The organism is Pseudomonas abietaniphila (assembly GCF_039697315.1).
Taxonomy (GTDB): domain Bacteria; phylum Pseudomonadota; class Gammaproteobacteria; order Pseudomonadales; family Pseudomonadaceae; genus Aquipseudomonas; species Aquipseudomonas abietaniphila_B.
Window position 1 is genome coordinate 6,459,223 of sequence record NZ_CP155619.1, and the last position, 21,862, is coordinate 6,481,084.

Annotated in this window: 19 protein-coding genes and 1 pseudogene; 13 read left to right on the forward strand and 7 right to left on the reverse strand. The window is 51.7% G+C overall.

All coding sequences use genetic code 11. The features are described from left to right. The first annotated feature begins 63 nt into the window (after nucleotides 1-63). Nucleotides 64-3,039 (forward strand): TrlF family AAA-like ATPase, encoded by a 2,976-nt coding sequence (locus ABDX87_RS28605; protein ID WP_346833649.1) that lies wholly within the window; start codon nucleotides 64-66, stop codon nucleotides 3,037-3,039. 113 nt (nucleotides 3,040-3,152) lie between these two features. Here the strand turns inward: ABDX87_RS28605 and ABDX87_RS28610 are convergent, their stop codons facing one another. Continuing rightward, nucleotides 3,153-4,997: a DUF4209 domain-containing protein gene (locus ABDX87_RS28610; protein ID WP_346830904.1), complete on the reverse strand. Its 1,845-nt coding sequence runs from the start codon at nucleotides 4,995-4,997 to the stop codon at nucleotides 3,153-3,155. 222 nt (nucleotides 4,998-5,219) lie between these two features. On the opposite strand from ABDX87_RS28610, the gene ABDX87_RS28615 reads away from it, so the two are divergent. The 10 genes from ABDX87_RS28615 to ABDX87_RS28660 all read left to right on the forward strand — a co-directional run bounded on the left by ABDX87_RS28615 (nucleotide 5,220) and on the right by ABDX87_RS28660 (nucleotide 15,829). Further along, complete coding sequence (locus ABDX87_RS28615; RefSeq protein WP_346830905.1) at nucleotides 5,220-5,837, forward strand: 3'-5' exonuclease; 618 nt, start codon at nucleotides 5,220-5,222, stop codon at nucleotides 5,835-5,837. Between the two features lie 429 nt (nucleotides 5,838-6,266). After that, complete coding sequence (locus ABDX87_RS28620; RefSeq protein ID WP_019579112.1) at nucleotides 6,267-7,469, forward strand: ABC-three component system protein; 1,203 nt, start codon at nucleotides 6,267-6,269, stop codon at nucleotides 7,467-7,469. Further along, nucleotides 7,466-7,954: a three component ABC system middle component gene (locus ABDX87_RS28625; RefSeq protein WP_019579113.1), complete on the forward strand. Its 489-nt coding sequence runs from the start codon at nucleotides 7,466-7,468 to the stop codon at nucleotides 7,952-7,954. The genes ABDX87_RS28620 and ABDX87_RS28625 overlap by 4 nt, the downstream gene beginning before the upstream one ends. Then, complete coding sequence (locus ABDX87_RS28630) at nucleotides 7,951-9,900, forward strand: DUF3732 domain-containing protein (protein ID WP_346830906.1); 1,950 nt, start codon at nucleotides 7,951-7,953, stop codon at nucleotides 9,898-9,900. Before ABDX87_RS28625 ends, ABDX87_RS28630 begins: the two co-directional genes overlap by 4 nt. Before the next feature lie 427 nt (nucleotides 9,901-10,327). Continuing rightward, on the forward strand, nucleotides 10,328-12,076 hold the full coding sequence (locus tag ABDX87_RS28635; RefSeq protein ID WP_346830907.1) for a caspase family protein: 1,749 nt from the start codon (nucleotides 10,328-10,330) through the stop codon (nucleotides 12,074-12,076). Between the two features lie 246 nt (nucleotides 12,077-12,322). Next, nucleotides 12,323-13,288 carry a type II toxin-antitoxin system VapC family toxin gene (locus ABDX87_RS28640; protein WP_346830908.1) on the forward strand — a complete coding sequence of 322 codons (966 nt, stop codon included), beginning with the start codon at nucleotides 12,323-12,325 and terminating at the stop codon, nucleotides 13,286-13,288. 90 nt (nucleotides 13,289-13,378) lie between these two features. Continuing rightward, complete coding sequence (locus tag ABDX87_RS28645) at nucleotides 13,379-13,954, forward strand: hypothetical protein (RefSeq protein ID WP_346830909.1); 576 nt, start codon at nucleotides 13,379-13,381, stop codon at nucleotides 13,952-13,954. A 109-nt stretch (nucleotides 13,955-14,063) separates the two neighbouring features. Beyond that, a complete protein-coding gene (locus ABDX87_RS28650; protein ID WP_026331674.1) occupies nucleotides 14,064-14,381 on the forward strand; it encodes a DUF7693 family protein in 318 nt (105 codons plus the stop codon). Nucleotides 14,382-14,467: 86 nt separating this feature from the next. Further along, nucleotides 14,468-14,677: a hypothetical protein gene (locus ABDX87_RS28655; protein ID WP_346830910.1), complete on the forward strand. Its 210-nt coding sequence runs from the start codon at nucleotides 14,468-14,470 to the stop codon at nucleotides 14,675-14,677. A gap of 357 nt (nucleotides 14,678-15,034) precedes the next feature. Further along, nucleotides 15,035-15,829 carry an NYN domain-containing protein gene (locus ABDX87_RS28660; RefSeq protein WP_346830911.1) on the forward strand — a complete coding sequence of 265 codons (795 nt, stop codon included), beginning with the start codon at nucleotides 15,035-15,037 and terminating at the stop codon, nucleotides 15,827-15,829. A gap of 70 nt (nucleotides 15,830-15,899) precedes the next feature. Here the strand turns inward: ABDX87_RS28660 and ABDX87_RS28665 are convergent, their stop codons facing one another. Continuing rightward, nucleotides 15,900-16,286 carry an antitoxin Xre-like helix-turn-helix domain-containing protein gene (locus tag ABDX87_RS28665; RefSeq protein WP_346830912.1) on the reverse strand — a complete coding sequence of 129 codons (387 nt, stop codon included), beginning with the start codon at nucleotides 16,284-16,286 and terminating at the stop codon, nucleotides 15,900-15,902. A 537-nt stretch (nucleotides 16,287-16,823) separates the two neighbouring features. On the opposite strand from ABDX87_RS28665, the gene ABDX87_RS28670 reads away from it, so the two are divergent. Both ABDX87_RS28670 and ABDX87_RS28675 read left to right on the forward strand, forming a co-directional pair. Continuing rightward, a complete protein-coding gene (locus ABDX87_RS28670) occupies nucleotides 16,824-17,033 on the forward strand; it encodes a hypothetical protein (RefSeq protein WP_346830913.1) in 210 nt (69 codons plus the stop codon). Nucleotides 17,034-17,084: 51 nt separating this feature from the next. Further along, nucleotides 17,085-17,837 (forward strand): hypothetical protein, encoded by a 753-nt coding sequence (locus tag ABDX87_RS28675; RefSeq protein WP_346830914.1) that lies wholly within the window; start codon nucleotides 17,085-17,087, stop codon nucleotides 17,835-17,837. A gap of 28 nt (nucleotides 17,838-17,865) precedes the next feature. Here the strand turns inward: ABDX87_RS28675 and ABDX87_RS28680 are convergent, their stop codons facing one another. From ABDX87_RS28680 to ABDX87_RS28700, 5 genes and pseudogenes are all read right to left on the reverse strand, one after another. Continuing rightward, entirely contained in the window at nucleotides 17,866-18,630 is a 765-nt protein-coding gene (locus tag ABDX87_RS28680) for a hypothetical protein (protein WP_346830915.1), read from the reverse strand. A gap of 106 nt (nucleotides 18,631-18,736) precedes the next feature. Then, nucleotides 18,737-19,684, reverse strand: coding sequence for a hypothetical protein (locus ABDX87_RS28685; protein ID WP_346830916.1), 948 nt, complete (start codon nucleotides 19,682-19,684; stop codon nucleotides 18,737-18,739). 456 nt (nucleotides 19,685-20,140) lie between these two features. After that, a complete protein-coding gene (locus tag ABDX87_RS28690; RefSeq protein ID WP_346830917.1) occupies nucleotides 20,141-20,962 on the reverse strand; it encodes a GIY-YIG nuclease family protein in 822 nt (273 codons plus the stop codon). A 202-nt stretch (nucleotides 20,963-21,164) separates the two neighbouring features. Next, the gene (locus tag ABDX87_RS28695; RefSeq protein ID WP_322438560.1) at nucleotides 21,165-21,530 is read right to left on the reverse strand and encodes a histone-like nucleoid-structuring protein, MvaT/MvaU family; all 366 of its coding nucleotides are present in this window, start codon (nucleotides 21,528-21,530) and stop codon (nucleotides 21,165-21,167) included. Nucleotides 21,531-21,723: 193 nt separating this feature from the next. Further along, a pseudogene (locus ABDX87_RS28700) lies at nucleotides 21,724-21,860 on the reverse strand (DUF4113 domain-containing protein); the annotation flags it as partial. Nucleotides 21,861-21,862: the final 2 nt, after the last annotated feature.

Sequence of the window (21,862 nt, forward strand, 5' to 3'; positions counted from 1 at the left end):
AATAATCGCTCGCGGCTGCTTAGCTTCATTTGGCAGGGAAGCGTAACCGGATGAGGATGCTTGATGATTAGTCGTGGGTCGGAATGGCATCGTTGGGAGCCGCACATTCATGCACCTGGCACTGTGCTAAACAACCAATTTGGATCGGAGGATCCATGGGAGGCATACCTCACTACGCTTGAAAGTTTGACCCCAACAATCGAAGTTATTGCCGTCACTGACTACTACATCACTGACGCCTATGAAAAGCTTCTGGAACATAAGGCTGGAGGTAGACTTAGCAACGTTCAGCTGCTCTTTCCCAATATCGAATTGCGACTTGATGTCGCCGCAAAATCCGGATTTGTGAATATCCACCTCCTAGTCAGCAATGAGGACGAAAATCATCTTGTTGAGATCAAGCGCATTCTGAAAAGACTACAGTTCTCCGCCCACAACGATCGATATGACTGCACCCGAGAGGAGCTCATCAGGCTGGGCAAAAAAACGGATGCGAAGATCACCGATGACGGTGCAGCGCTACGGATGGGAGCAACACAATTTAAGGTGAGCTTCAGCCAGTTGCGCCAGGTCATCCAGGAAAGCGAATGGGCAAGGAAAAACATTCTAATTGCAGTGGCCGGCGGCGCTGGTGATGGTACGTCCGGTGTACGACTCGCGGCAGACACGACCGTGAGGCAAGAGATTGAAAAGTTCGCGCACATAATTTTCTCCAGCAATCCAGCGCAGCGTGAGTTCTGGCTAGGCTTACGCGCAGTAACTCCCGAAGATCTTCGCGCGCGCTTTGACGGCTGCAAACCTTGCCTTCACGGCAGCGACTCGCACTCCCAACAGTCCGTCGGCCAACCTGTCGACAGACGATATTCCTGGATCAAGGGTGGCCTTGAATTCGATGCACTACGCCAGGCATGTATCGACCCTGACGGACGAGCCTACGTTGGTGATAAGCCTCCTAATTCGGCAATGCCCTCACAGGTGATATCTCACCTAAGCATCGGAAATGCCAGCTGGGCGGCAACCCCCTCTATCCCGCTCAACCCGGGATTAGTTGCCATCATTGGTGCCCGAGGCTCGGGCAAAACCGCGCTCGCAGACATCATTTCAGCAGGCTGTGATGCGGTCTCCTACTTCGGTTCGGGTACGGGCGGAACAATAAGCCCATCGTTTCTTGCTCGCGCTAGCGGCTTACTTGAAGACGCCACCGCAACCTTAACCTGGGGCGGCGGAACGTCTGTTACACGTCACCTGGATGGACGCGATGCCAATGGGCACCTCTCCTTCCCTCGCGCCCGGTATTTATCCCAACAGTTCGTTGAGGAACTCTGTTCTGCCCATGGCGTTTCCGACGGGTTGATCAATGAGATAGAGCGCGTGATCTTTGAATCTCACTCGCAGGATGATCAAGATGGAGCTGTCGATTTTCCTGAGTTCCGGGAACAACAAACCGCTAGATTCCAGCAGGCCCGTGCCCGAGAGGCTTCAGCGATTTCTGATATCTCCGAGCGAATTGCCATCGAGTTCGAGAAAGAACAGCTCGTAGATACACTAACGAACCAAGTCGAACAGAAGAAAAAACTCATAGGAGGCTACAACGCAGATCTTGCCAAGCTGGTGGTCAAGGGAACCGAGGCTCAGGTTACGAGACATACCCAGCTTAGCCAGGCCGCTCAGAGTCTGAGGAGTAAGATTCAATCGTTCAGTGCCCAACGTCGCACGTTCGTTTCCCTTCAAGATGAAGTGCAGAGCATGAGAGCCACCCAGGCTCCAGAGATGCTACGCCAATCCCAGGCGCGCCACTCCAATAGCGGACTGGCTACTCAACAATGGGCGGACTTTCTTCTCGTTTACAATGGCAATGTTGATGACAGCCTGGTGGGGTATCTGAAATGGGCAGACCAAGAGATTTTGAAGCTGACCGGCACCCCCATCACGCCAGGGGATCCCAACGTTGAGCTGATAAAGCAAGATGTTCCACTCGACACACTTCCACTGGGGCTGATCACAGCTGAAATGGATCGTCTGGAAGCGCTCTTCAGCGCGGACAAATTGATCCGCGACCAGTACTCCGCATTGACTAGACGCATTTCCCAAGAGACCGCTGCCCTTCAGACCCTGGAGACTAAGTTAACCGATGCGCAGGGGGCGTCAGTACGGCGCAAGGATCTTCAGACGGAGCGTGAAGATACTTATCGTAGAGTCTTCGAGGCGATCATCCACGAGCAACTAGCCCTAGCAAATTTGTACACTCCCCTGATGGCTCGGCTCGGCGCATCTTCTGGCACGCTCAAAAAACTTAGCTTCTCAGTCAGGAGGATCGCGGACGTCGACGCTTGGGGAGCGATCGCTGAAGAGGGTCTACTGGATCGCCGAAAGTCCGGCCCTTTCTATGGGCGTGGAGCTCTGACAGACGCGGCAGCGAAGTCATTGAAGTCGGCCTGGGAGGTTGGCACTGCAGCAGGTGTCCAAACGGCAATGTCAGGATTCTTGAGCAAGTATCAACAAGATCTACTGGTGCACGCTCCTTATGCAGCGAGTCAGCAGACTGAGTACCGAGCCTGGTCAAAGCAGATGGCTCAATGGCTTTTCAGCACTGATCACCTCACTGTTCGCTATGAAATTTTGTATGACGGCGTAGACATCCAGAAGCTATCGCCTGGTACACGAGGGATCGTTCTGCTATTGCTTTATCTCGCGCTGGATGATTCGGATGACCGTCCACTGATCATTGACCAACCCGAGGAAAACCTCGATCCAAAATCCGTCTTTGACGAACTGGTCTCGCTTTTCATTGCCGCCAAGTCAAAACGTCAAGTGATCATGGTTACGCATAACGCCAACCTTGTGATCAACACCGACGCAGATCAAATCATCATTGCAACGGTAGGCCCGCATCAGCCTGGCGGGCTTCCACCTATCAGTTACCAATCTGGAGGGCTAGAAAACGCGGGGATAAGAAAGGCGGTTTGCGACATTCTTGAAGGCGGTGATGAGGCATTTCGGGAGCGGGCGCGCCGGCTTCGAGTACGCCTCGAAAGGTAAGCCGCTCTCAGACCGCCGGAACGTTTCATTGCAAAATGAGTACCTGCGAGATCGAGTTACGGCACTAGCAACACAGGACACTTTTCCTAGTGTCGCTTGCAGAAGTGGGAGCCTTAACCGCCCGCAGGCGTACCCATTGCCGCCCAGAACGGCCCCGAGATGTACTTGAGCATGAACCACCACGCATAGACTATGGATTCTGAGTAGAACTGGCCGTCATGCATTAATCCATGCGCGAAGGTATTTCTGAGGTTTGGCCCATATGGGCTGCAGAAGACTGCTTTGATCTCAAAGGCTACGTTCTCCCCTAGCAACTCAGTAACACCCTCGACATCCATCAACGTGCTCAGCCCGTTTTCGGTGACGATGCCATCAGCATTGGATGTTGATGTGTTGAGGCCGGCTTCCTTCATGCGGTGGCGAATAATCGCCTCAAGCTGCGGAATAAGAAAATGGGCAGCCATGCCGAAGTCACCTGCAAACCCCCAATACAGCCCTTTGCCGATCATTTGAGTTCGATTCGGAGGAACAAGAGACGACGCCTTGGCCATTTCGACCATATCGATCTCCTTGACGCAATGTTCTTGGGAGATGATAGCGAGCGCCGGGACAATGCCGCCCTGTACTGTTAGCTTGATAGTGTGCTGATGCTCGCTGACCATCTTGGCTTGGATGGTGTGTTCATCGGCTTCGGACAACTCTGCACCGAAGGATAGTGGAGGACGCCTTGCGATGACCCTCCCGGTCTCATCAAAAAAAACTGCGCCTGTCAATGCGCTGACTATCCCTGTCCGCAATGACTTGAGCGCGGCAACTCGCGCGTCGTTCGGCGAGCAAAATGGGTACAACATAGTTAGGTTGTACACCGCATCGCCTAAAGACTTGCCTTGGACAAGAGCTCTGGTATGTGCGACTAAGTCAGTTATGTCAGTGCGGGTGACGACAGTAGCCATTTGCTCGACAGCCCGAGCGCCGGCTTCGGCAATTCTTTGGCGGAGGGCGGGTAATACCTTCTCAACATCTAACTCAGCGCGAAGCGCCCCCGGAAGAGAGCGGTAGATCTGAAGAGCATTTTCCAAGGCGTTCTGCGCGACAATCGGATTCGTCTGCTCACCTCTCAGCTCAGCCTCTGATACCCACGTCTCTGCGACAGCTACTGTCATTTTCGCCTCCATAAGAGCTCGATCAGACAAGGCGAACCCCCTAGACGCGGCCTCATAGCATGTACGAGCTCTGAATATATCTTTCCTCTCGTCAAAGGAGCGCCCGAGCTCAGCCAGCATTTCGGGAATCACAGAAGTGTCGGTATGGTCGAGCCTGAAGTCCATGACCGTCTCTGCGAGGCCGACGGAGAACATAAGCTGCTGTTTAACAGCTAGCTTGATGGCGTCCATGACCATCTCAGTCAGTGACGTCAGGCGATCCCCTCCCCCGGCCCCTATCTGCCTAGCGAGAGTGAGCGCTCGGTGAAGACATTCCCTACCTTCCTGGTACCAGTAATCATCGTTCAGAGGCGTCGTCGTGTAACCGTCGATGGCAGCTCGGGCGTGCCGAATATGCCTGAGACCAGGCGTAATCCATAGTAGGTCTGAAACCCTAGCCTTTAAGAGCCCCTCGGGGAGGAGATCGACCACGTCACGAAAAAATTCAAGTTCTTCGTCCAACATGCTCGCCGGCACCATCGAATGCCGGTCACCCATGATCAAGTAAGGTCTGAATGGCTCGTTTCTGTTGGCGTTATCCAACATCATCGAGCAGAGATCCGCCATGAGCGACCATATCCTCGCCTCTTCAAATGCTTCCGTCTCAGACGCAGTTCTCGCGAGACTGGTCAGCGCTTCAGATAGAGCTAAATAGGTCGGCTCGATCTCGTATAGAGCGCGTTCTAACTCAGCTTGGCGGAAAGCATTGACACGCAAAGGGGTGGCTGCAGGATAGCGAGGGAAATGCTCCGACACGACGTATTCACCTGTATAAAAGGAGGCTCATTTGTACGACCACCAATCACTAAAAGCAAAGGCTGTGGAGAATATGTCTGCCGCAAACCTACACAATGCCTTTGAAGCCTCAACGGGTTTTGCCTTGCTTACTGCTCTACAGTTTTTCCCCAGCCCTCAATGCTGCATCGGGTGGATAGCACGGTGTAACCTGAACAAACTCCAAGTAAGGTTTACCCTGCCATGAGCATTGAAGCAAAACTCCTTCATCTCCAAGCTATCCAAAACCTCCTCGCGCCATACCGCTACCTCTATTGCGTTGACCTTGAGGCAACCTGTGATGAGGTTGATGATTCGGAATCACCAAGGCCGCTTGCCGTCTTCCCGGATCAAATGGAAACGATCGAAATTGGCCTGGTGGTGATCGATTTGGAAACACTTGAGATCGTCGATGAGTTTCAGCGTTTCGTCCGCCCTCAGATCAATCCCATCCTCACCGGCTTCTGTAAAGAGCTGACATCCATTCTACAAGCGGACGTCGACAGTGCAGGAACCTATGTGGAGGTTGGCCAGGAGATAGGAGCGTTTATTGCGCGATATCCAAACGCTGCTTGGGCATCGTGGGGGGACTATGACGCAAGGCAGCTTGAGCGAGACGCAGGGTTTGCTGCGTGCCCTTCGCTGCTCGAAGGCTTGCCCCATTTCAATACCAGGAAATGGCATGCAGGCATGTATGAAAATCGACCGAAATCACTTAAGCAAACGGTAGAGTCGTTGGGCTTAGTTTGGCAAGGTACCTACCACCGAGGGATAGACGATGCGAGAAATGTCGCTTCCATCGTAAAAGAGATTCTTGCCTGACTGCGTTAGCCGGGCCCAGGTGCCCGAAGAAGCGATGTCCCCATCAACAGCATTGCATCAGCAGAGCTGGGTGGTGCTCGAGCTTACTCCATGCTTGATCGTAAGCCGATAAGAGCTGTCAACAGCAGCAAGTTCAGCCTCTTGCACCTAGTGCAAGACCTTTTCTGTTCGATTACCACTATACGACGACATTGTCCGATGATCCTCGGATGATGCTGCGGTTGGCGCGCCGAGATAGTGTCTTCGAAGCACTTTGATAGTCGTGCCTGCCCCGATCCCAGTGATATCATCTTGATGCCGTTTGCTACGCCAAGCCTCCTTACCCAGTAAAGGGGGCCTCAAGGCACCGTATCGGACTGCATTTCGTACGAGCATTGAAGGGAAAAATCAAGCTAGCGTGTACATCGGAGGTATGCTGTGAGTAGCTCAATGGATCGCTTTTCCGCGAGCGAGCAGGGACTTGGCTATATTTACCAGCCTAGATTTGCCCTATTAAAAATGCTGGAAATGCCTGAAAGCACATCTGTACTGATCGAAAAAGAAGATGACTTGGACTTCATTGACGCAAACGGTGTAAAGACCCTCGCGTCACTGAAACACAAGGCCATAGGGGATCGAATTACTAACCTTTCGGTCGACTTCTGGAAGTCGGTTAACATCTGGATCCATCGGTATAATGACCAAGATAGGATCCAGTCCGATCTGAGATTCTTCTTGTTCAGCACGGCCACGGTGTCATCCGACTCATTTCTGCGCCATTTCTCGCCGGACGCCTTGCAGGCTGACCTAGAGCCCAAGCTATGGGTGACGGCTGTTAATGCGTTGGAAAGCAGTAAGTCTCAACTACTGCTACCTATCCAAGAAGCCCTGCGGGACTTTTCCGACTCAGAGAAAGAGGACTTCTTCGCGAGGATCACCATCTTTGATGAAAGCCCGAGGATCGTCGATATACCCCGGATTATCAAAAGTAAAATGAGAACCGTTCGCCGCGAGATCAGGGACGCTATTTACGAGCGACTTGAAGGGTGGTGGAACGATCTGATCGTCCGAATGCTATCAGGCCTGCAGGACGCTCCGATCTACAACCATGAGATATCCGACAAGCTTTCTTCGTATTGTGAAGAGTACGCCTCGGACAACCTGCCGATCACATTCAGGAATGTATCCCCGGCTGAAGAAGTCGATGTGGAGTCTGATTCCAGGATGTTCGTTCAGCAGATCCGAGCTCTGGGCATCAGCTCAATCCGAATCCGAAATGCCATCTTGGACTACTATCGCGCTTTCGAGCAGCGATCTGCATGGGCACGCGAGAATCTTCTCGTTTCGCAGGAAATTGAGCTCTACGAAGATCGCTTGGTTGACGAATGGGAGCGGTACCGCGAGGTAGTCTTCGAGGGATTGAGCGAGAACAGCGCAGACTCAGTCCTTACTGACGCCGGCAAGAACCTCTACAAGTGGGCCGAACTAGGCAGCGGCAGCATGGCCTCATTGCAGATCCGAGCCCGCGTTACCGAGCCGTATGTCCTGCGCGGGGGCTTTCATATTTTAGCCAATCACCGCCCTACCCCTAGGGTCTATTGGCATCCGTCTTTCCTCGCCGGAGTTCAGCGAGTCGTGGGAGTTAACCCATGAAGCGTTGGGACTTGAGGCCATTTGAAACGAAGAACCTCTTCAATCCAGCCTTTTGCGCTCTGCTAATGATGCGCTCGCTTGAGGCTTTTGAGCTCGAAGACGCAAGGGGTATTCCCTTCTCGTTATCCCTATTGATACTACCGTTGTCACTTTACAAGGGCAGCCGGGACGTCCTCGCCCCTAGTAGTCGAAGCTACTTACTCAAGACCATAGAGGATAATCCCCAGCTTCTCATTGCGTTAGCTGAGCGGGTAACCGAGATGCTTCCGTTTACCTTTGAAGCATTCGGGCTGGCCATGCAAATGGGCTGCTTTCAGGTCACCCCAGAAGGTCGACTAATCGGAACGCCCAAAACGACCAAAAAAGCGATCACTGGAACTGAGGAGTCGATTAGTTGCCAGCGAGTGGCCCGCCTTCTGGGCCGCGAATTTGCACGCATTGGCGACAGAGCGACGATATATACAGCATTCGGAATCAGACCATGAAGATCAGCTCCATCCATGTGTATAGCCACGACGGTCAGCGTCGAGATCTCAAATTCAAGGTCGACGGACTGAACGTCATTACGGGGAGATCCTCAACCGGTAAATCCGCACTTTCGGACATCATCGAATATTGCATGGGGCGATCCACGTTCAACGTCCCGGAAGGGATCATTCGTGACAAGGTGTCTTGGTTTGCAGTGATCTACCAGCTGCCTGGTGTCCAGGTGATGATTGCAAAGCCCACCCCCCCGACGGGAGGTGTGAGCTGTAGCACCGCGATGGTGAGATATGGTGACCAGGTAGTTGCGCTGCCCTTCGGCGAGCTAGCAGTTAACGCTGATGACGATACCGTCACGTCCCTGCTCTCACGTTTAATCGGGATTCCGGAAAACCGTACCGACGTCGACGCTGAGCATAGCCGTGTAAGCTTTGACGCGAATATCAAGCATACGTACTACTACATGTTCCAAAAGCAGGGTTTGGTCGCAAACAAAGACCAGCTGTTTTACCGACAGAACGAGCAGTTTCAGCCACAGGCCATTCGAGACACCCTTCCAATTTTGCTAGGCGTGTCGACAAATGAACGGTTTGAGCACGAAGCAAAGCTACGAATTGCAAAGCGAGACCTGAGGCTTCAGGCGAAACTGCTCTCGGAAGCACAGCAGACCCTGGACACCTTTCAACTCAAAGCCATCTCGCTGTACTCAGAGGCCAAGGCTGTTGGCATCATCAGTACCAATGCTACGCCTAGCGGTGAGAATGGATTGATTATGGCCCTGCGCGAGGCTGCTCAATGGATACCTCTAAAGCGGGTGGTTGACGACGGCGACAGGGTGACAAAATTAGAGGCTGAGCTCGCTAATCTGCGTAAGACGCGTCGGGAGATAAAGAGCCGGATCGATGCTGGTAAGCAGTTTGAGAAAAGAGCTGGCGGCTTTTCGAATGAAGCTAGCCAACATATCGATCGCTTGGCCTCAATCAAATCGCTTCCCAAAAACGTCGCTACTGGCGAGTGGCAGTGGCCGTTCTGTGAAAGTAACCTGGCAATGGATACCCCGATTGCCGCATCTCTCCTGCAGGAACTAGCCTCGCTAGAAGAGGAAATGACTGTCGTAGCCGGACAGCGGCCGAAGTTGCAGGCCTACTTGACTACGGAGGAGGAAAGTCATCAAAAAATCTCCGATCAGATCGCCGAGAAAGATGCCGAGTTGAGTGCTGCAATCGCCGCAAATGTCGCGCTCGCTTCAGCAGAAGCTCGTACCACCGCTGCCGCTGTTGTTGTCGGCAGAATCAGCTGGTTTTTGGAACAATTGATCCCTGATGCTGACTTGAGCAATCTCCGCGCTGAGCACCAGCGTCGCGAGCGGCGTGTCAAGGATCTAGAGAGTGCGATTGGGTCGGATGACAGTGATGATCGCCTAACATCGATCTTGAATAATATATCCGCGCAGATGTCGCGATACATCACACGCTTTGGGGCGGAGTTTAGTGATTACCCTGCACGCTTCGATCTGAAGCAACTGACAGTGGTGTTCGACAAAACAGAACGCCCGGTGCCGATGGCCAGGACGGGGGGCGGTGAAAACCATCTTGCTTACCATCTCAGTGCGCTGCTCGCACTTCACTGGTTCGCGGCCAAGAGCAATCGCCCTCTTCCACGGTTCCTGATGATCGATCAGCCAACGCAGGTCTACTTTCCCTCCGAAAAGGTTTATCAGGAGGCCGATGGCTCGGTACAGATGACCGAGGCAGATGCTGACATGGTGTCCGTGCGAAAATTGTTTGAGCTACTTCTAAAATTTACCCAGGATGAGGTTCCTGGGTTTCAAATTATCATCACCGAGCACGCGAACCTCCGAGATCAGTGGTTCCAGGATGCACTGGTAGAGGATCCATGGTCTAAACCTCCGGCTTTGGTACCAGAGGAGTGGCCGCTCAAAGCGTAAACGCTCTAAGACACCCGTACGTGTTGCTCGTTGAACGTCTCAAAGCGGCGGGTTTTCTGGCCCATCGAGTCGATTTTTGAAAGCAACTGCAAGGCCTGTTCGGCCAGAGCGCGCAGCTGTTCTGGTGTCATTCGGTCGAGATTGGGCGAGGAACCCATGCTGCCAATTGTGCCAGTGCCCGAAGTCAGCGGTGATAATCGACGAGCTAAGTGCTACAGCATTGTGATTAGGCTGCACGCACTGATGCGCTGCCAAGGCATTTGCTCACTACCAAGTTCGACTTGTGAGCCGCGTTGGATTCCGGGGCAGGAAATTTGCCCTGGGTTATCTATGAAGGGGGCGATTACTTTTGTCGGCGAGCGCCAACGCAATGTGCCGTTAAGGTCATAAAAGCCAAAAACAACACCTGTGAAGCACGAGATTTCTTATGAAACGTTATGGGCTGGTGATTGGAAATAATAAATATGCCGTTGACCCTCTTAATAATGCGGCAAACGACGCTCAAACTATTCACTCTATTTTAGAAGCGCGTGGGTTCGATTCGCAACTGATCATCGATGCTACTCGGTCACAAATCTGCGACGCAGTGTCATCACTGGATCAAAAGATAAATAAAGGGGATTTATTGTTTTTCTTTTTCGCCGGTCATGCCATTGAGCATTTGGGCTATGGATATATCTTCCCCATTGATATTGACACATCGTCACCGGGCGCAATCCAGTATTTTGGTTACTCGGTAGAAGAGCTGCTTCAAAAAACTCAGCCTTATAATGCGACGCGCATAGTTGTGCTTGATGCTTGTCGAAATTCAGTAGACCTAAACAATTTCGATGTACGACCATTCATTGAGAGCATTCATGAGCAAAGAGCTTCTACTGAGGCTACACAGCGAGATCTATTAGTAGCCTACTCTACCAGTTACGGAATGAAAGCATCGGATGGCAACAACAAAAACAGTCTTTACACAGAGATTCTTGCAGAACTAATGCCCAGCCATAATTTAACAGCGGAAGAGCTATTCAAAGAGGTCGGGCATAGGGTTATAAGCGGGTCAAAATTAGGGCAGCGCCCCTGGTTCTACTCGAGTCTAGAAGCAAAGGTTAAGATCTCAGATTTGCCAAGCTTTACATTCATACATAGCTTTGTTTCTCCAGCAGGAGGAAGTGATTTTGCACTATGTGGAGGGCGTGACCAAGGTGCACTGCTGCTGTTGGGAAATAACTCAACTATATTTAAGTTAAATGCCGCCGGACATAGCAGCTTTGGCAGCCTTGCAGGTGGTGTCAAGGCAGCTGCCATGAGCAATAATGGAATTATAGTTTTTCTTAGCAATAAAAATCATCTAATAGTTTCCAGCTTGAAAGTTGGTTTTGATCTTGGGAGAACTAAGCTAACCGGCCTGACTATCAGTAGTGACGGTCAATACGTCGTAGTATTTGGCGACCGATCTTTCAGTGTTTTTCAACTAAACAACGATAGTGCATCCTGCATTTCTTCAAAGAAAAACTTAAAACATACATTTTATTGCGCAGAGTTTGTCACAGACAAGGAAATTTGGCTAGGCGGCAGCGGCAATTGCCTGACCATCATAAAATTAGAAAAACCCAATGTTGAGTACGTAGTTGTCGAACTTCAAATCAGAGGCTATATATATTCCATCTCTAAATTCCACAACAATTTAGTTCTTCTCACGCTATCATCGGGCGATGTGTATCTATCTTATAGAAACACCCTAATCACAGGGCTTGCAATTAACCTTGGGAAAACCGTCAGAAAGCCTTCCTCTCGCAGATCTTCTATATTAAACCGAGTCGGTGAAGATGAGATGATCCGACAGTTTTTGTTTTCCCCAAAAGTCCTAGACGACGATATAATTTCTGACATATCAGAAGACCTACAATCGAATGACCTTATGTACAGCTCATTTGCTAATAATTTGCCTGTACTCGCTATTGGGAGCACTGAAGGCCTCATATATTTGATTGACACAAGAAACTGGGATAATTTTCAGTGCATCGATGTTGGTGGGGGACGCGAAACAGAACTGACCGGATTAAAATTCACTGCAGATAATCTTTTGGTCGCGGTAACTCGAGACAATCATGTATTTTACTACACTCCAGTAACACACAACTACTTAGCTTCTCTTGATTATGTTGATTCAATATTGTCATAATGGTCGTTTTTATATACCCATATAATAAGCCGACACAAAACTGAGGCCTCTCGCCTACCACAGCGCTCGCACCTTCCGGGCCAGCCGACGACGGGTTGCAGACGCATAGTCCACGCAAACCTGCTTTCGGAAAGGTAGACGCAGTCGAAGGATTTCAGTGGATGTTTGACCTAGGGTGATCCAACATTTGCCGTCCCTTAGAGCGTAGTACGCTTACTACTACTTTTCAGAATTGAGACAGCGTTGATGCGATTTTTTTTGGATACAAACATCTGGAGCTACATCGCGAATGAGGATGCTGGCGACGAGCTTGCCGCCCACGCCAGGGCAGCAGGGGTTGAGATTGTCGTTTCCCCTGCTGTGGTTGATGAGGTACAGCAGCTGCCGGTGCCGGAAGCCCGGCGAAAGGTAATCCAGCTACTGACAAAAAAGGACTGGAAGCGACTGATGCCTGAGGTGTTCAGCGAATGCGCTGAGCTCAAGGCAGAGATAATCAAGCTACGGCCAGAATGGGTCATAGCTGAGCCGAACATGAGGGAGTTCAACCGGGTCAGGTACGACTGGGTACGACGTACCGGTGGCTATTGGGATCGTGCGCGCCGGGGAGTAGAAACTCCACCAACGAATGAAAGCGTTCGACGGGAGCAAGAGGAGCGCCTGGCTGTCGAGCAGTCATTCGCCATCAGGGAGCGTATGCAGAAAATCAAGCCTGGCGGTGAGACACATCTACAGTATGTCGGACACATCCCAGAAGCCGGCACGCTAGGCTGGACTGGCAAGCCCGTGCACTACTGGCGGGTGCCCAGTCTGCACATGTTCAAGTCCGAACTGCAGGTGTACGAGAGTGCTGTCAGAGAATGGCTCGACAGCGAAATCGACGTGCCCGCCATGCTTTCATCGCCGGAATCGATGAATCGGCTATGGTTTCATGAATTAGACCCAGCAGCGGTTCCGCGGCAATGGCTGCGTGGGTCGTTTGAGTTTCTTCAAGCATGGCACAAGGTCACTACCGGCACGCCTGGCGACACTCGACTGGCGACACACCTGGTTGATGCGGACATCATCATATCTGCCGATAAAAATTTCGTCCGGTTTGCAGAACGCTGTAGAACGGACGCGCCATTTAAGATTGGCAAGACCCTGCGTGCGCAGGCTAATCGTGCAGGCGTCGACGAGGTAATGCAATGGATTGCCAAGGCGAACACTCTATGACGTCCTGTCACGAGGGCATGGTGTAGATTTCTAGCTCTTTTGCGGGGCCAAGGCCCCGCCCTCTTAGTCTGCAGAAACAAGGTAACCATTGTGAACGACCACCATGAGCTTTCAGGTGACGAGCAACAGCTTGAGGACTTTCTGCGAAATCAGCGAGCGGACTTCGACGAACGCAGCTACTGGCTTCAGCAATCTTTGGGCGCAGAAAGTCATTGGCTTTTCATCCAGGCGTATGACGCCCTGAAGCAGGAACTTTACCTGCCAGCCTGTACTGGATTTCTGACCGGTATCGAGGGCTCGCTTCGCAATACGATGGCTCAAGTGAAGACCCCTGCCCGAATCGACAACGTTGACGATATCTCACTGCTCAGTAACTCACTGCTGCGCCAAGCTAGGGCCAATGGCATGTCAATCGACGCCTTAGCATTTCCAGGTGAGCAAGATTTCGAAGCCAATCTCCCTACCCGCCAGAACGTTGAACTCGTCAGGGTTCGGCACACCCTGTGCCACGGCAACATTCTTGAGTATGTCCGTGCCCAAGATGATTTGCCGCCATTCTTCACACCAGAGTGCTGCCGTGACCTTGCCAATAAGCTTCACATGATCTCGCGTAACTGGGTGGCGAACCTTGGCGCGTTCAGAAAGCAGACTATGGGCCTGCAATGATCGATCTTCCAGGCCCGGCCTCTTTTGGCCCAAAGGAGCGACCTCTTCATTGACTCCACTCCACACCGCAACTTAGCGTTGGCGAGCAATGACTCAAGCGCAGAATGATTTGAACACAACCTCCCCTCTCACCGCCCGCGAGGTCTACCAGGTACTGAAGGACGTCGCGCTGGGCACACGCACCATGCATCGGGCCTCTCAGCAGACTTGGAATGAGATTTACAACGGTCTCATGACTGTTGAGATCGACGGCTGGCACCTCACGCTTTTCAATGACTGCGATACTTTGGATTACTGCGAGTACTGCATGTCCCCTGACCGTCGTGTCGGGTCTCTTGAAACCTGGCAGCGCTATGGCACTAATCCAGTCGACCTATTGAGTGGATGGGAGCGTGAGCAGCTTGAGCGTCTGCTTAACGCGCTCTGACTCTGTGCGACCATCCATACCCGAGCGACAAGATCTCACCAAATTCTCCTACTGCTACGCTGTCCTTTTTCCACGGAGGAATCGCGATGCCAAACTCAGATCTGCTCCCTTCCCTGTTATTCAAGATCAACGAAAACCAGCAAGCCCTTGAGGCTGCCATCATGGAATTGACACTCTGGGTCGAGCAGCGTGGTTCGGGTGAGGTTGGAGGCAATGTGCGCGGCGCGTTGGACACGATCAGAAAAAATGAAGATTTCATCAACATGACGCTCGCCGTATTGATGGCGCCGGAGTAAGGCCCCGCAAAACTGCTTTTGGTGGTAGGAACTCGACCAGCCGGGTGTCATAGAGCGGGGAAGGACGTCGTGCTTGATCCACGAATGACGAGCGTCTGCGATCAGTCCTGTAATGAAATCTATAGCGGCCTCATGCCAGTTGAAATCAACGGCTGGATGCTTACGCTTTTCAATGACTTGCGACAGCTTGGATTACTGCGAGGATTACAGGTCACCCGAGGGACGAGTTGGAACACATTAAATCTGGATGCGCTTCGGCGCTGATCCGGGCGCTTAGTGGGTGGGATTACGAGCGACCGAAGCCAAGATAAGTCTCTCGTTTACAGGTATGGTGACGCTTTCATTCAAGGATGAACCATGGCCACGCATACCTCCAATAACGCTCAGAAGCGCCTCGCAGTGTTGATCGACGCCGACAATGCCCCAGCAGCAATCGTCGAAGGCCTGTTTGAAGAAATTGCTAAGTACGGCGTCGCCAGCGTCAAGCGCATCTACGGCGACTGGACTGACCCCCATCTCGGCGGCTGGAAGAAAGTCCTGCTCGATCACTCGATTCACCCCATCCAGCAATTCGCCTACACCAAAGGCAAAAATGCCACCGACAGTTCGCTTATCATCGATGCCATGGACTTGCTATACACCCGCCGCTTTGACGGATTTTGCCTAGTATCGAGCGACAGCGATTTCACTCGATTAGCTTCTCGATTACGTGAAGAGGGTTTGACCGTTTATGGGTTCGGCGAAGAGAAAACACCCAAGCCGTTCGTGGCCGCATGCGACAAATTCATTTACATCGAGTTACTCCGTGAGGATGTCGTTTCACCTACCAATGGTGAGCCTAGTACGGCTTCTGTTGCGCCCCCTGATGTGGCCAAACCAGCAGTTGCTGAGCCTTCTAAAAAGCCTAAAGCACCGGTGGGCTTTATCGCCAAGATCATGGACGACATTGCTGACGAGGATGGCTGGGCACATTTAGGCGCGCTGGGCGCGAACATTACGAAACTACGTCCGGATTTTGACCCACGCACTCATGGCTACAAAAAACTGAGCGACCTCATCAAAGGCTACCCGCAGTCGTTTGAGCTGCAAGCCAGAGGCACATCGGGTGGCACGGCAGTGATGTACGCTCGTCACAAGCAGCCAAGCAAATGACAGACATACCTCCTGGTGGACGCCAACTGTCCGTGACCGGCAAGCTTTACGGTCACTCTGGCCCGCCGTGCTAAGTTGATCCAATGAGCCAACCCTTGTTCGACCTTGACCTCATCCATCTCGCTGCAGCGGCGAAATCGTTTTCGAACAGGTAAAGGGCATTCTCAAAGACTGCTACCAATGCAACCAAACGGTCGCTTTCTACAGTGTTAAACCGCCCTGCTTTCGCTCTACGCGACAACATTGTGGGCGACACCCACATAGTCTTTGTGACACCCCCTCGCTGCACCTGCAATAGGCTAGCTATCCGGTCGAGGAATTCAAAAGGCAGTCCTTCGCGAATCAGGTCATGAAGCCTGGTACCGCGTGACGGCAGCCCGAGGGTCATCCAAATGCTTTGTGAGATCTGGGCCCCTGGTTGGTATTCCTTTATCGATGACAGCACTTTCAACTCCATCTGAAAAACCTATGGCTGAGCCGGGCCCGCTGGCCCGAAGCAGCGACTTTAAGAGAAATGCCTCAGCACGCCATCTACTACAAAGCCGTCCTTCCTGCGAAGAGAAGCGCATTGAACTGTCATAAATTGTCTCAGCTGAAGCAAGTCCTGTTCTTGAAATCGTCTCCTTTTGCCGGTACTTGTAGGGCACCAATCTCATGCACGGAAAGCAACCATGCAAGCAAGATTCAGAGTGATTGAAACCACCACACTGGACGATGGCAGCAAGCGATACAGAGATCGTTGATCTTGTAGAGAGCAGGTCAGCTGGCAAGCGGCAGAAGTAGTTTGCTCGACATTGAATGCTGAACATCCGAGGCAACTGGCAGCGCACGCATCGCGTAGTACCTACTGAGCCGATACGGCATCCCACTCGCCCTTATGCGGAGCTGCTCGGAGAACTGGTTCTATCATGGATGCGGTGACCGTAGACGCTAGGCAGCTTGAACGGGAATTACACCTGCCTGCTACGCTGACCTCTTCCACGGAGGAATCACGATGTCGAACGCAGACTTATTCCCTTCCCTACTCTTCAAAATCAATCAGAACCAACTCGCCCTTGAGGCCGCCATCATGGAGCTGACGCTGTGGGTCGAGCAGCGAGGTTCAGCGGAGGTCGCTGGCAACGTGCGCGGCGCTTTGGACACAATCAGCAAGAACGAAGAGTTCATTAATATGACGCTTGCTGTGCTCATGACGCCTGAGTAAAAACCGACACAGTCAAATGGACGTACCTACCGGTAAGAGGAGATATCGACAATGGAAAATTGCCCGCATAGATATCTAGAGCTTTCTCTCGACCGATGGAATGAATGTCACTGGCATTTACATCAGATGGAAGCTCACTATCACGAGCCGGAGCCATTTCGTTATTCGTGCAACTCTTTTTTGCGCGCGGTGAAGGAAGTGCCTGACGCATTGAGTAATGACCTGCAGAAACACCGTGAGGTGAAGGCAAAAATCAAACCGCAATTCGATATTTTTTCAAAAAACGACTTTATATACAGACTGGGTAAGCAGCGGGATTTTATCGTCCACCATGGAGCGCTGAACCTAAATAGCCATGGCCGGATTGGTACAACGGAAGGGGCCAAAATCAAGATCGTCTTTCCGTTTCAGGTACATCCTTGGGAAACTTCGGATGCAGCTTACGAGCGTTATAAAGCCTTGTGTAAAACAAATAAAGTCTTACGCGGACTAGGCCCCGATTGCGATTCCGCCCCGGCTCTTTGGCGCACATGGATGATTCCACAATTTCCGAACCGAGACCTTCTCGACATTGCGTTTGAGGCGTGGAGTCACCTAGGCGAACTCCTATCTGTGGCAGTAGAGGCATTTGGCGGTGAAAAGCTGGATCTCAGCTTACCTTGTCGTCACGCCCCAGAACTCATCCGAATCAGACGATATAGCCAGTATGAGTTTTTTTTGAGCGTCGACGGAATCGATCTAAAAGAGGAAGAGCGGAAATGGCGCGAGCGACATACCAAGGCCGATCCAACGCAGGAGAGTTAACCGCAATGGCTTGATAGGCATGCAGCTCTCATGGCCACTCATTAGACTGGTAGTCGGAACTTGTTGCCCGCAAAAATCCGGCCTCGAAATTGCGGATTGAAACAAATAATTCTTCATCACCAAAGGCCTTTGCTGTGAAGCAACAAGCCATGATGCCACGATAGAAATAGTTCCAAAGATCAGCGCGATGCTCGGCTTGCCTCAAGGTTCCATGCATGCCCCGCATTTGGAACCTTGGTGGAGCCCCCCCGTACATATCCATAATTTGCGGTGACGCGGCATGGACGTAACCAGAATATGCCTTACTGACAGTTCTGGATGCGTCCAGGTTCTTGCTTGAGCCTTTTGGGCCGTTTACACATCGATCCAAATACGCGCGAATCTTTTTCCTCGGAACCATTGCCCGATCTTTGGACGAAACAGCAACGTCATTGGGATCAAACTCTTCTTGAAAGAAATCCTCCAGATATCTCGTATGTGAAGGAGTCGACTCTCCAAGTATTACCGAGAAAGATAGGAATGAAATATCTTCGGTGATCTCATCAAGAATTCGTTGTAGGGCGGCCTGCTCTTGAACAAATCCTGCGTCCAAGAGCAGCCTTGCGGCATGGAGACCGCTCACCATACGAGCGAGCTTCTGCACCAGAGCTTGATGTACCGTCTTCTCTACATACCGATAAACGAACGAATCCTTGTACTGAACACGTCTTGGTGCAGGGACGCGCATTGAAAATACATTAACTGTGCGTTCCATATGTTCTAGCGCTTGCTCGTACAAATTCATATCCGTCATCTGGAAACTGCCATCAGGCGATGATTGATCGCAAAATGTTTTTTTAGTCGTCCGGCTACATGTTCATCGCCAGCAGCCAAAACGCGATTAGCAAGAGGGATAAACGTTACTCAGCCATCATTTTGTCGTAGCGATGTTGGCAGTAACTGCATTTACCCTCGGAGTACAACCGTTCCTCGATGGAGAGTGGCTCCCCACAGTCTTCGCAACTAGAGTATTCCAACTCGCTGAAGCATGCCGCACACTCACCCTCGTCTACCAATAACGCATCCTCTCCACATTCGGGGCAGGTACACGTAACTGGTTCGTCGCCATCCTTAACGCGCCAGTGATTTCTACCCGCCATACGAGCAGAAACAGCCGGCCCAACGACCGCTGCGTATAAAGCCTCCTCCTGGCAACTGCTACAAATAAACGTGATAGCGCCACGCGTAGCTGTTGGATCAGTCACTTTCACCAACCGAGACTCACATTCCGGGCAAACCATAGAATCAATAGATTCGGTTACGGCACCAAAAGGCCAACTGACGGAGTTGAGGTTTTCCTGGCAAGCTCTCAGCTCAGCTTCAAAAACCGCCGTGACACTCAGCATGAGATCCCAGCATTCCTGGCCCAGAATATCCACTGGCCGCTCATCCAAGTGTGGCTCACAGAACTGCGTGATAAGGTGCAACGCGTTCGCAACCGCTTCCTTCATGCGCTCGACAGGCAACTGGCTATAGTAATGCTCAATATCGTTGCGAATATCTTGCAGCGCCTTGAGGAGCTTCCAGTCCACTCCAGTAATGCCCAAGGCATTCAGACGCTCAATGATGTCTTGTACTTCTACAGTTTTTTTACCCTTGCCGATCCAAATAACTGCTCCGGTTGTAGGGTCGGTCACTGGGATAACCTTGGTCTTCAAAAGTGCTTCATCTGAATTTTCAGGGCTTAGCTGCTGTAGCTTGTATTTGAATAGCAGCAGGATTCCCGCGTACAGATTGCGAATTGCGGAAAGCACTCTGCGATCATCCTCCTCATGGAAATCCTCCATCCCAACCTGGATGGATTCCACTGCATTCCTTAGCATCGACATACAAGGTTCCTCCCGTTTTTAGCTACTGAGTGTAGCGTGCCGCCGGGGTCATCGGAGCACATATGACCACCGTTCGCTAGTAGAACAGATCTCGTAGCGAGGGTTGTGTCGGAAGCGCCCCATACTGACCAAATACTATCCGTCAGATGTCTCAAGTTCGTCCTGCAATGCGAGCCTGGCGATCAAGTATGGGAGAGTCAACGTGCGACTCTAAAATCCAAGGCGCGACATGGAGGGAGCAGATGAAACCTGGAAGGCCGTCGTGGGGTGGCGAGTACTGGATCAACCCCGCCAGATCACGACTTGGGATAATGTAGTTTTCGGTTTTTGCTCAGGGCCTGCGGCATAGGCACGCTCATGGTGGCACAAAGGCTGCTTGGCTTGCCCGTGGCAGGGTTAGACCCAGCCACGAACAGGCTGACATGCGCATTCGGGTTAATTACCGTTGAGACCACTGTCTCTAGTAAGAAGTCGACGCTTCCAGTCATTTTCACGTTCCAGCATTTGCTCCTTGCCCGTGTGCTTATCTGCAATTTCCAGAATGGAGAAGTGGAAACCGTCTGTGAATATCGTCCCCTTCTCATCTCTCAATGCCTTGAGCCTCTTGTTGCCGCCATGCCCACCCTTTGCGTACTCGCACCACCGGCCCCAGAGCCCTGATTCGCCCGTAGCGCTGCCTACGTACAGCATCTGATGCTCACGGTCGGATATCAGATAAACGCCAGCCACGCTTGACAGAGCAGCCTCCCATGACTGGATGTTCTCCCTGGCGATGATCTTGAGTTCACGAAAACTAATCTCGACAGATTTGAATCCTGGGAATGGGCCTATGGTCAGCGGTGACGGCAGAATCTGCGAAATAGACATTCTGTCGATGCAATTATGTAGAAGACGATATGAAGGGCGGTCGGTACGATGGAAGTTGATTATCAGGCGCCCCTCAAGCTCCTTGAATTCTTCTAGGCGATTGAACGTGTAGCGAAATTTGCATTTGGTGCTTGGATCACTGATTGGCGTGGCCTTAAATGAGTCATACGCTCCCACGAACAGCCAGTGCTTTGGGTTGGGCATCTGAATAACAGAAATCAGATACTTGCGCTGAAAATTTCGCTGCATCTGCCAAGACTGCCAGTAATCGAATTTCCCATCCAGGTAGACATCCAAAGGATCAACCTTGCCGTTAAAACATGCCAAGTGGATCTTGGTATGTTTGGGGTCAAACTGGGGAAAAACTGACCCGAGTAACTTCTCGAGCATGCGGTGGGCTCCTGGCGGGCGATAACGTCATGTTGTTCATCACGGGCAATATGGTGTCATCCAAGACGAAAATCAATGAGCTTGGTTCGATTGTTTCTGGCGGTTAAGTAGAGCGGTATTCAGCGATAAGCACTTCACCAGCAGTTGCTACTGCCCGATGAAAATAAAGGGCCCTAAGGGGCCCTTTGTACTCAAACCAAGATCACTTGGTCAGCCAGGACTCAACGGTCGCAGCGCCGTGCTGTGCTTTCCACTCCTTCAAAGTCTTGTGATTGCCGCCTTTCGTTTCGACTACTTCGCCAGTGTGTGGGTTTTTATAAACCTTTACCTGGCGCGGCTTGCGGCTGCCGGCTTTGGACTCAACGGCTGGAGCGCGACGGCCCGCCTGCGGATCCAGCAAATTGATCACATCCTTCAAGCTGTAGCCGTACTCAGCCAGCAACGCGCGCAGCTTGGACTCAAATTCAATTTCTTTTTTTAGGCCAGCATCGTCTTTCAAAGCTTCGAGAGCTTGAAGCTGCTCGGCCAGGTGTTTTTCGAGTTGGCGGAATTCTGCAAGTTTGGACATGGCGAGTCTCTTTTAGATAGTTTCCTAACAGTATATTGCAAATCGATCATCGCAATAGGCGCTGCTTGCGATAACTGAGACTGAAACGAAGAATCAGTAATTATGGCTCAGCAATAATTATTGCTGAGCCATAATTCGGAATAATTCAGTTTTGCCGGTGCCTCGAACGACTTTATCGCTGGCGCAGCTCGTATCACTTGCAGTGCACCGTCCATAGCTGATCAACCCGCGTCGTGAAGCTCTGGCTCATCATCTCCCGGCGCATCCCCAAACGGGATTGGTTGGCACACTTGCCGAGCGCAGTGTTCCCCTACCCCTCAAGTTTATCTCGA

Coding starts and splice junctions, on each gene's coding strand:
- ABDX87_RS28660 (WP_346830911.1), top strand. CDS start 15,035: ATGGCCACGCATACCTCCAATAACGCTCAGAAGCGCCTCGCAGTGTTG.
- ABDX87_RS28680 (WP_346830915.1), bottom strand. CDS start 18,630: ATGACGGATATGAATTTGTACGAGCAAGCGCTAGAACATATGGAACGC.
- ABDX87_RS28695 (WP_322438560.1), bottom strand. CDS start 21,530: ATGTCCAAACTTGCAGAATTCCGCCAACTCGAAAAACACCTGGCCGAG.
- ABDX87_RS28625 (WP_019579113.1), top strand. CDS start 7,466: ATGAAGCGTTGGGACTTGAGGCCATTTGAAACGAAGAACCTCTTCAAT.
- ABDX87_RS28615 (WP_346830905.1), top strand. CDS start 5,220: ATGAGCATTGAAGCAAAACTCCTTCATCTCCAAGCTATCCAAAACCTC.
- ABDX87_RS28620 (WP_019579112.1), top strand. CDS start 6,267: ATGGATCGCTTTTCCGCGAGCGAGCAGGGACTTGGCTATATTTACCAG.
- ABDX87_RS28635 (WP_346830907.1), top strand. CDS start 10,328: ATGAAACGTTATGGGCTGGTGATTGGAAATAATAAATATGCCGTTGAC.
- ABDX87_RS28670 (WP_346830913.1), top strand. CDS start 16,824: ATGTCGAACGCAGACTTATTCCCTTCCCTACTCTTCAAAATCAATCAG.
- ABDX87_RS28655 (WP_346830910.1), top strand. CDS start 14,468: ATGCCAAACTCAGATCTGCTCCCTTCCCTGTTATTCAAGATCAACGAA.
- ABDX87_RS28630 (WP_346830906.1), top strand. CDS start 7,951: ATGAAGATCAGCTCCATCCATGTGTATAGCCACGACGGTCAGCGTCGA.
- ABDX87_RS28605 (WP_346833649.1), top strand. CDS start 64: ATGATTAGTCGTGGGTCGGAATGGCATCGTTGGGAGCCGCACATTCAT.
- ABDX87_RS28665 (WP_346830912.1), bottom strand. CDS start 16,286: ATGGAGTTGAAAGTGCTGTCATCGATAAAGGAATACCAACCAGGGGCC.
- ABDX87_RS28690 (WP_346830917.1), bottom strand. CDS start 20,962: ATGCTCGAGAAGTTACTCGGGTCAGTTTTTCCCCAGTTTGACCCCAAA.
- ABDX87_RS28675 (WP_346830914.1), top strand. CDS start 17,085: ATGGAAAATTGCCCGCATAGATATCTAGAGCTTTCTCTCGACCGATGG.
- ABDX87_RS28640 (WP_346830908.1), top strand. CDS start 12,323: ATGCGATTTTTTTTGGATACAAACATCTGGAGCTACATCGCGAATGAG.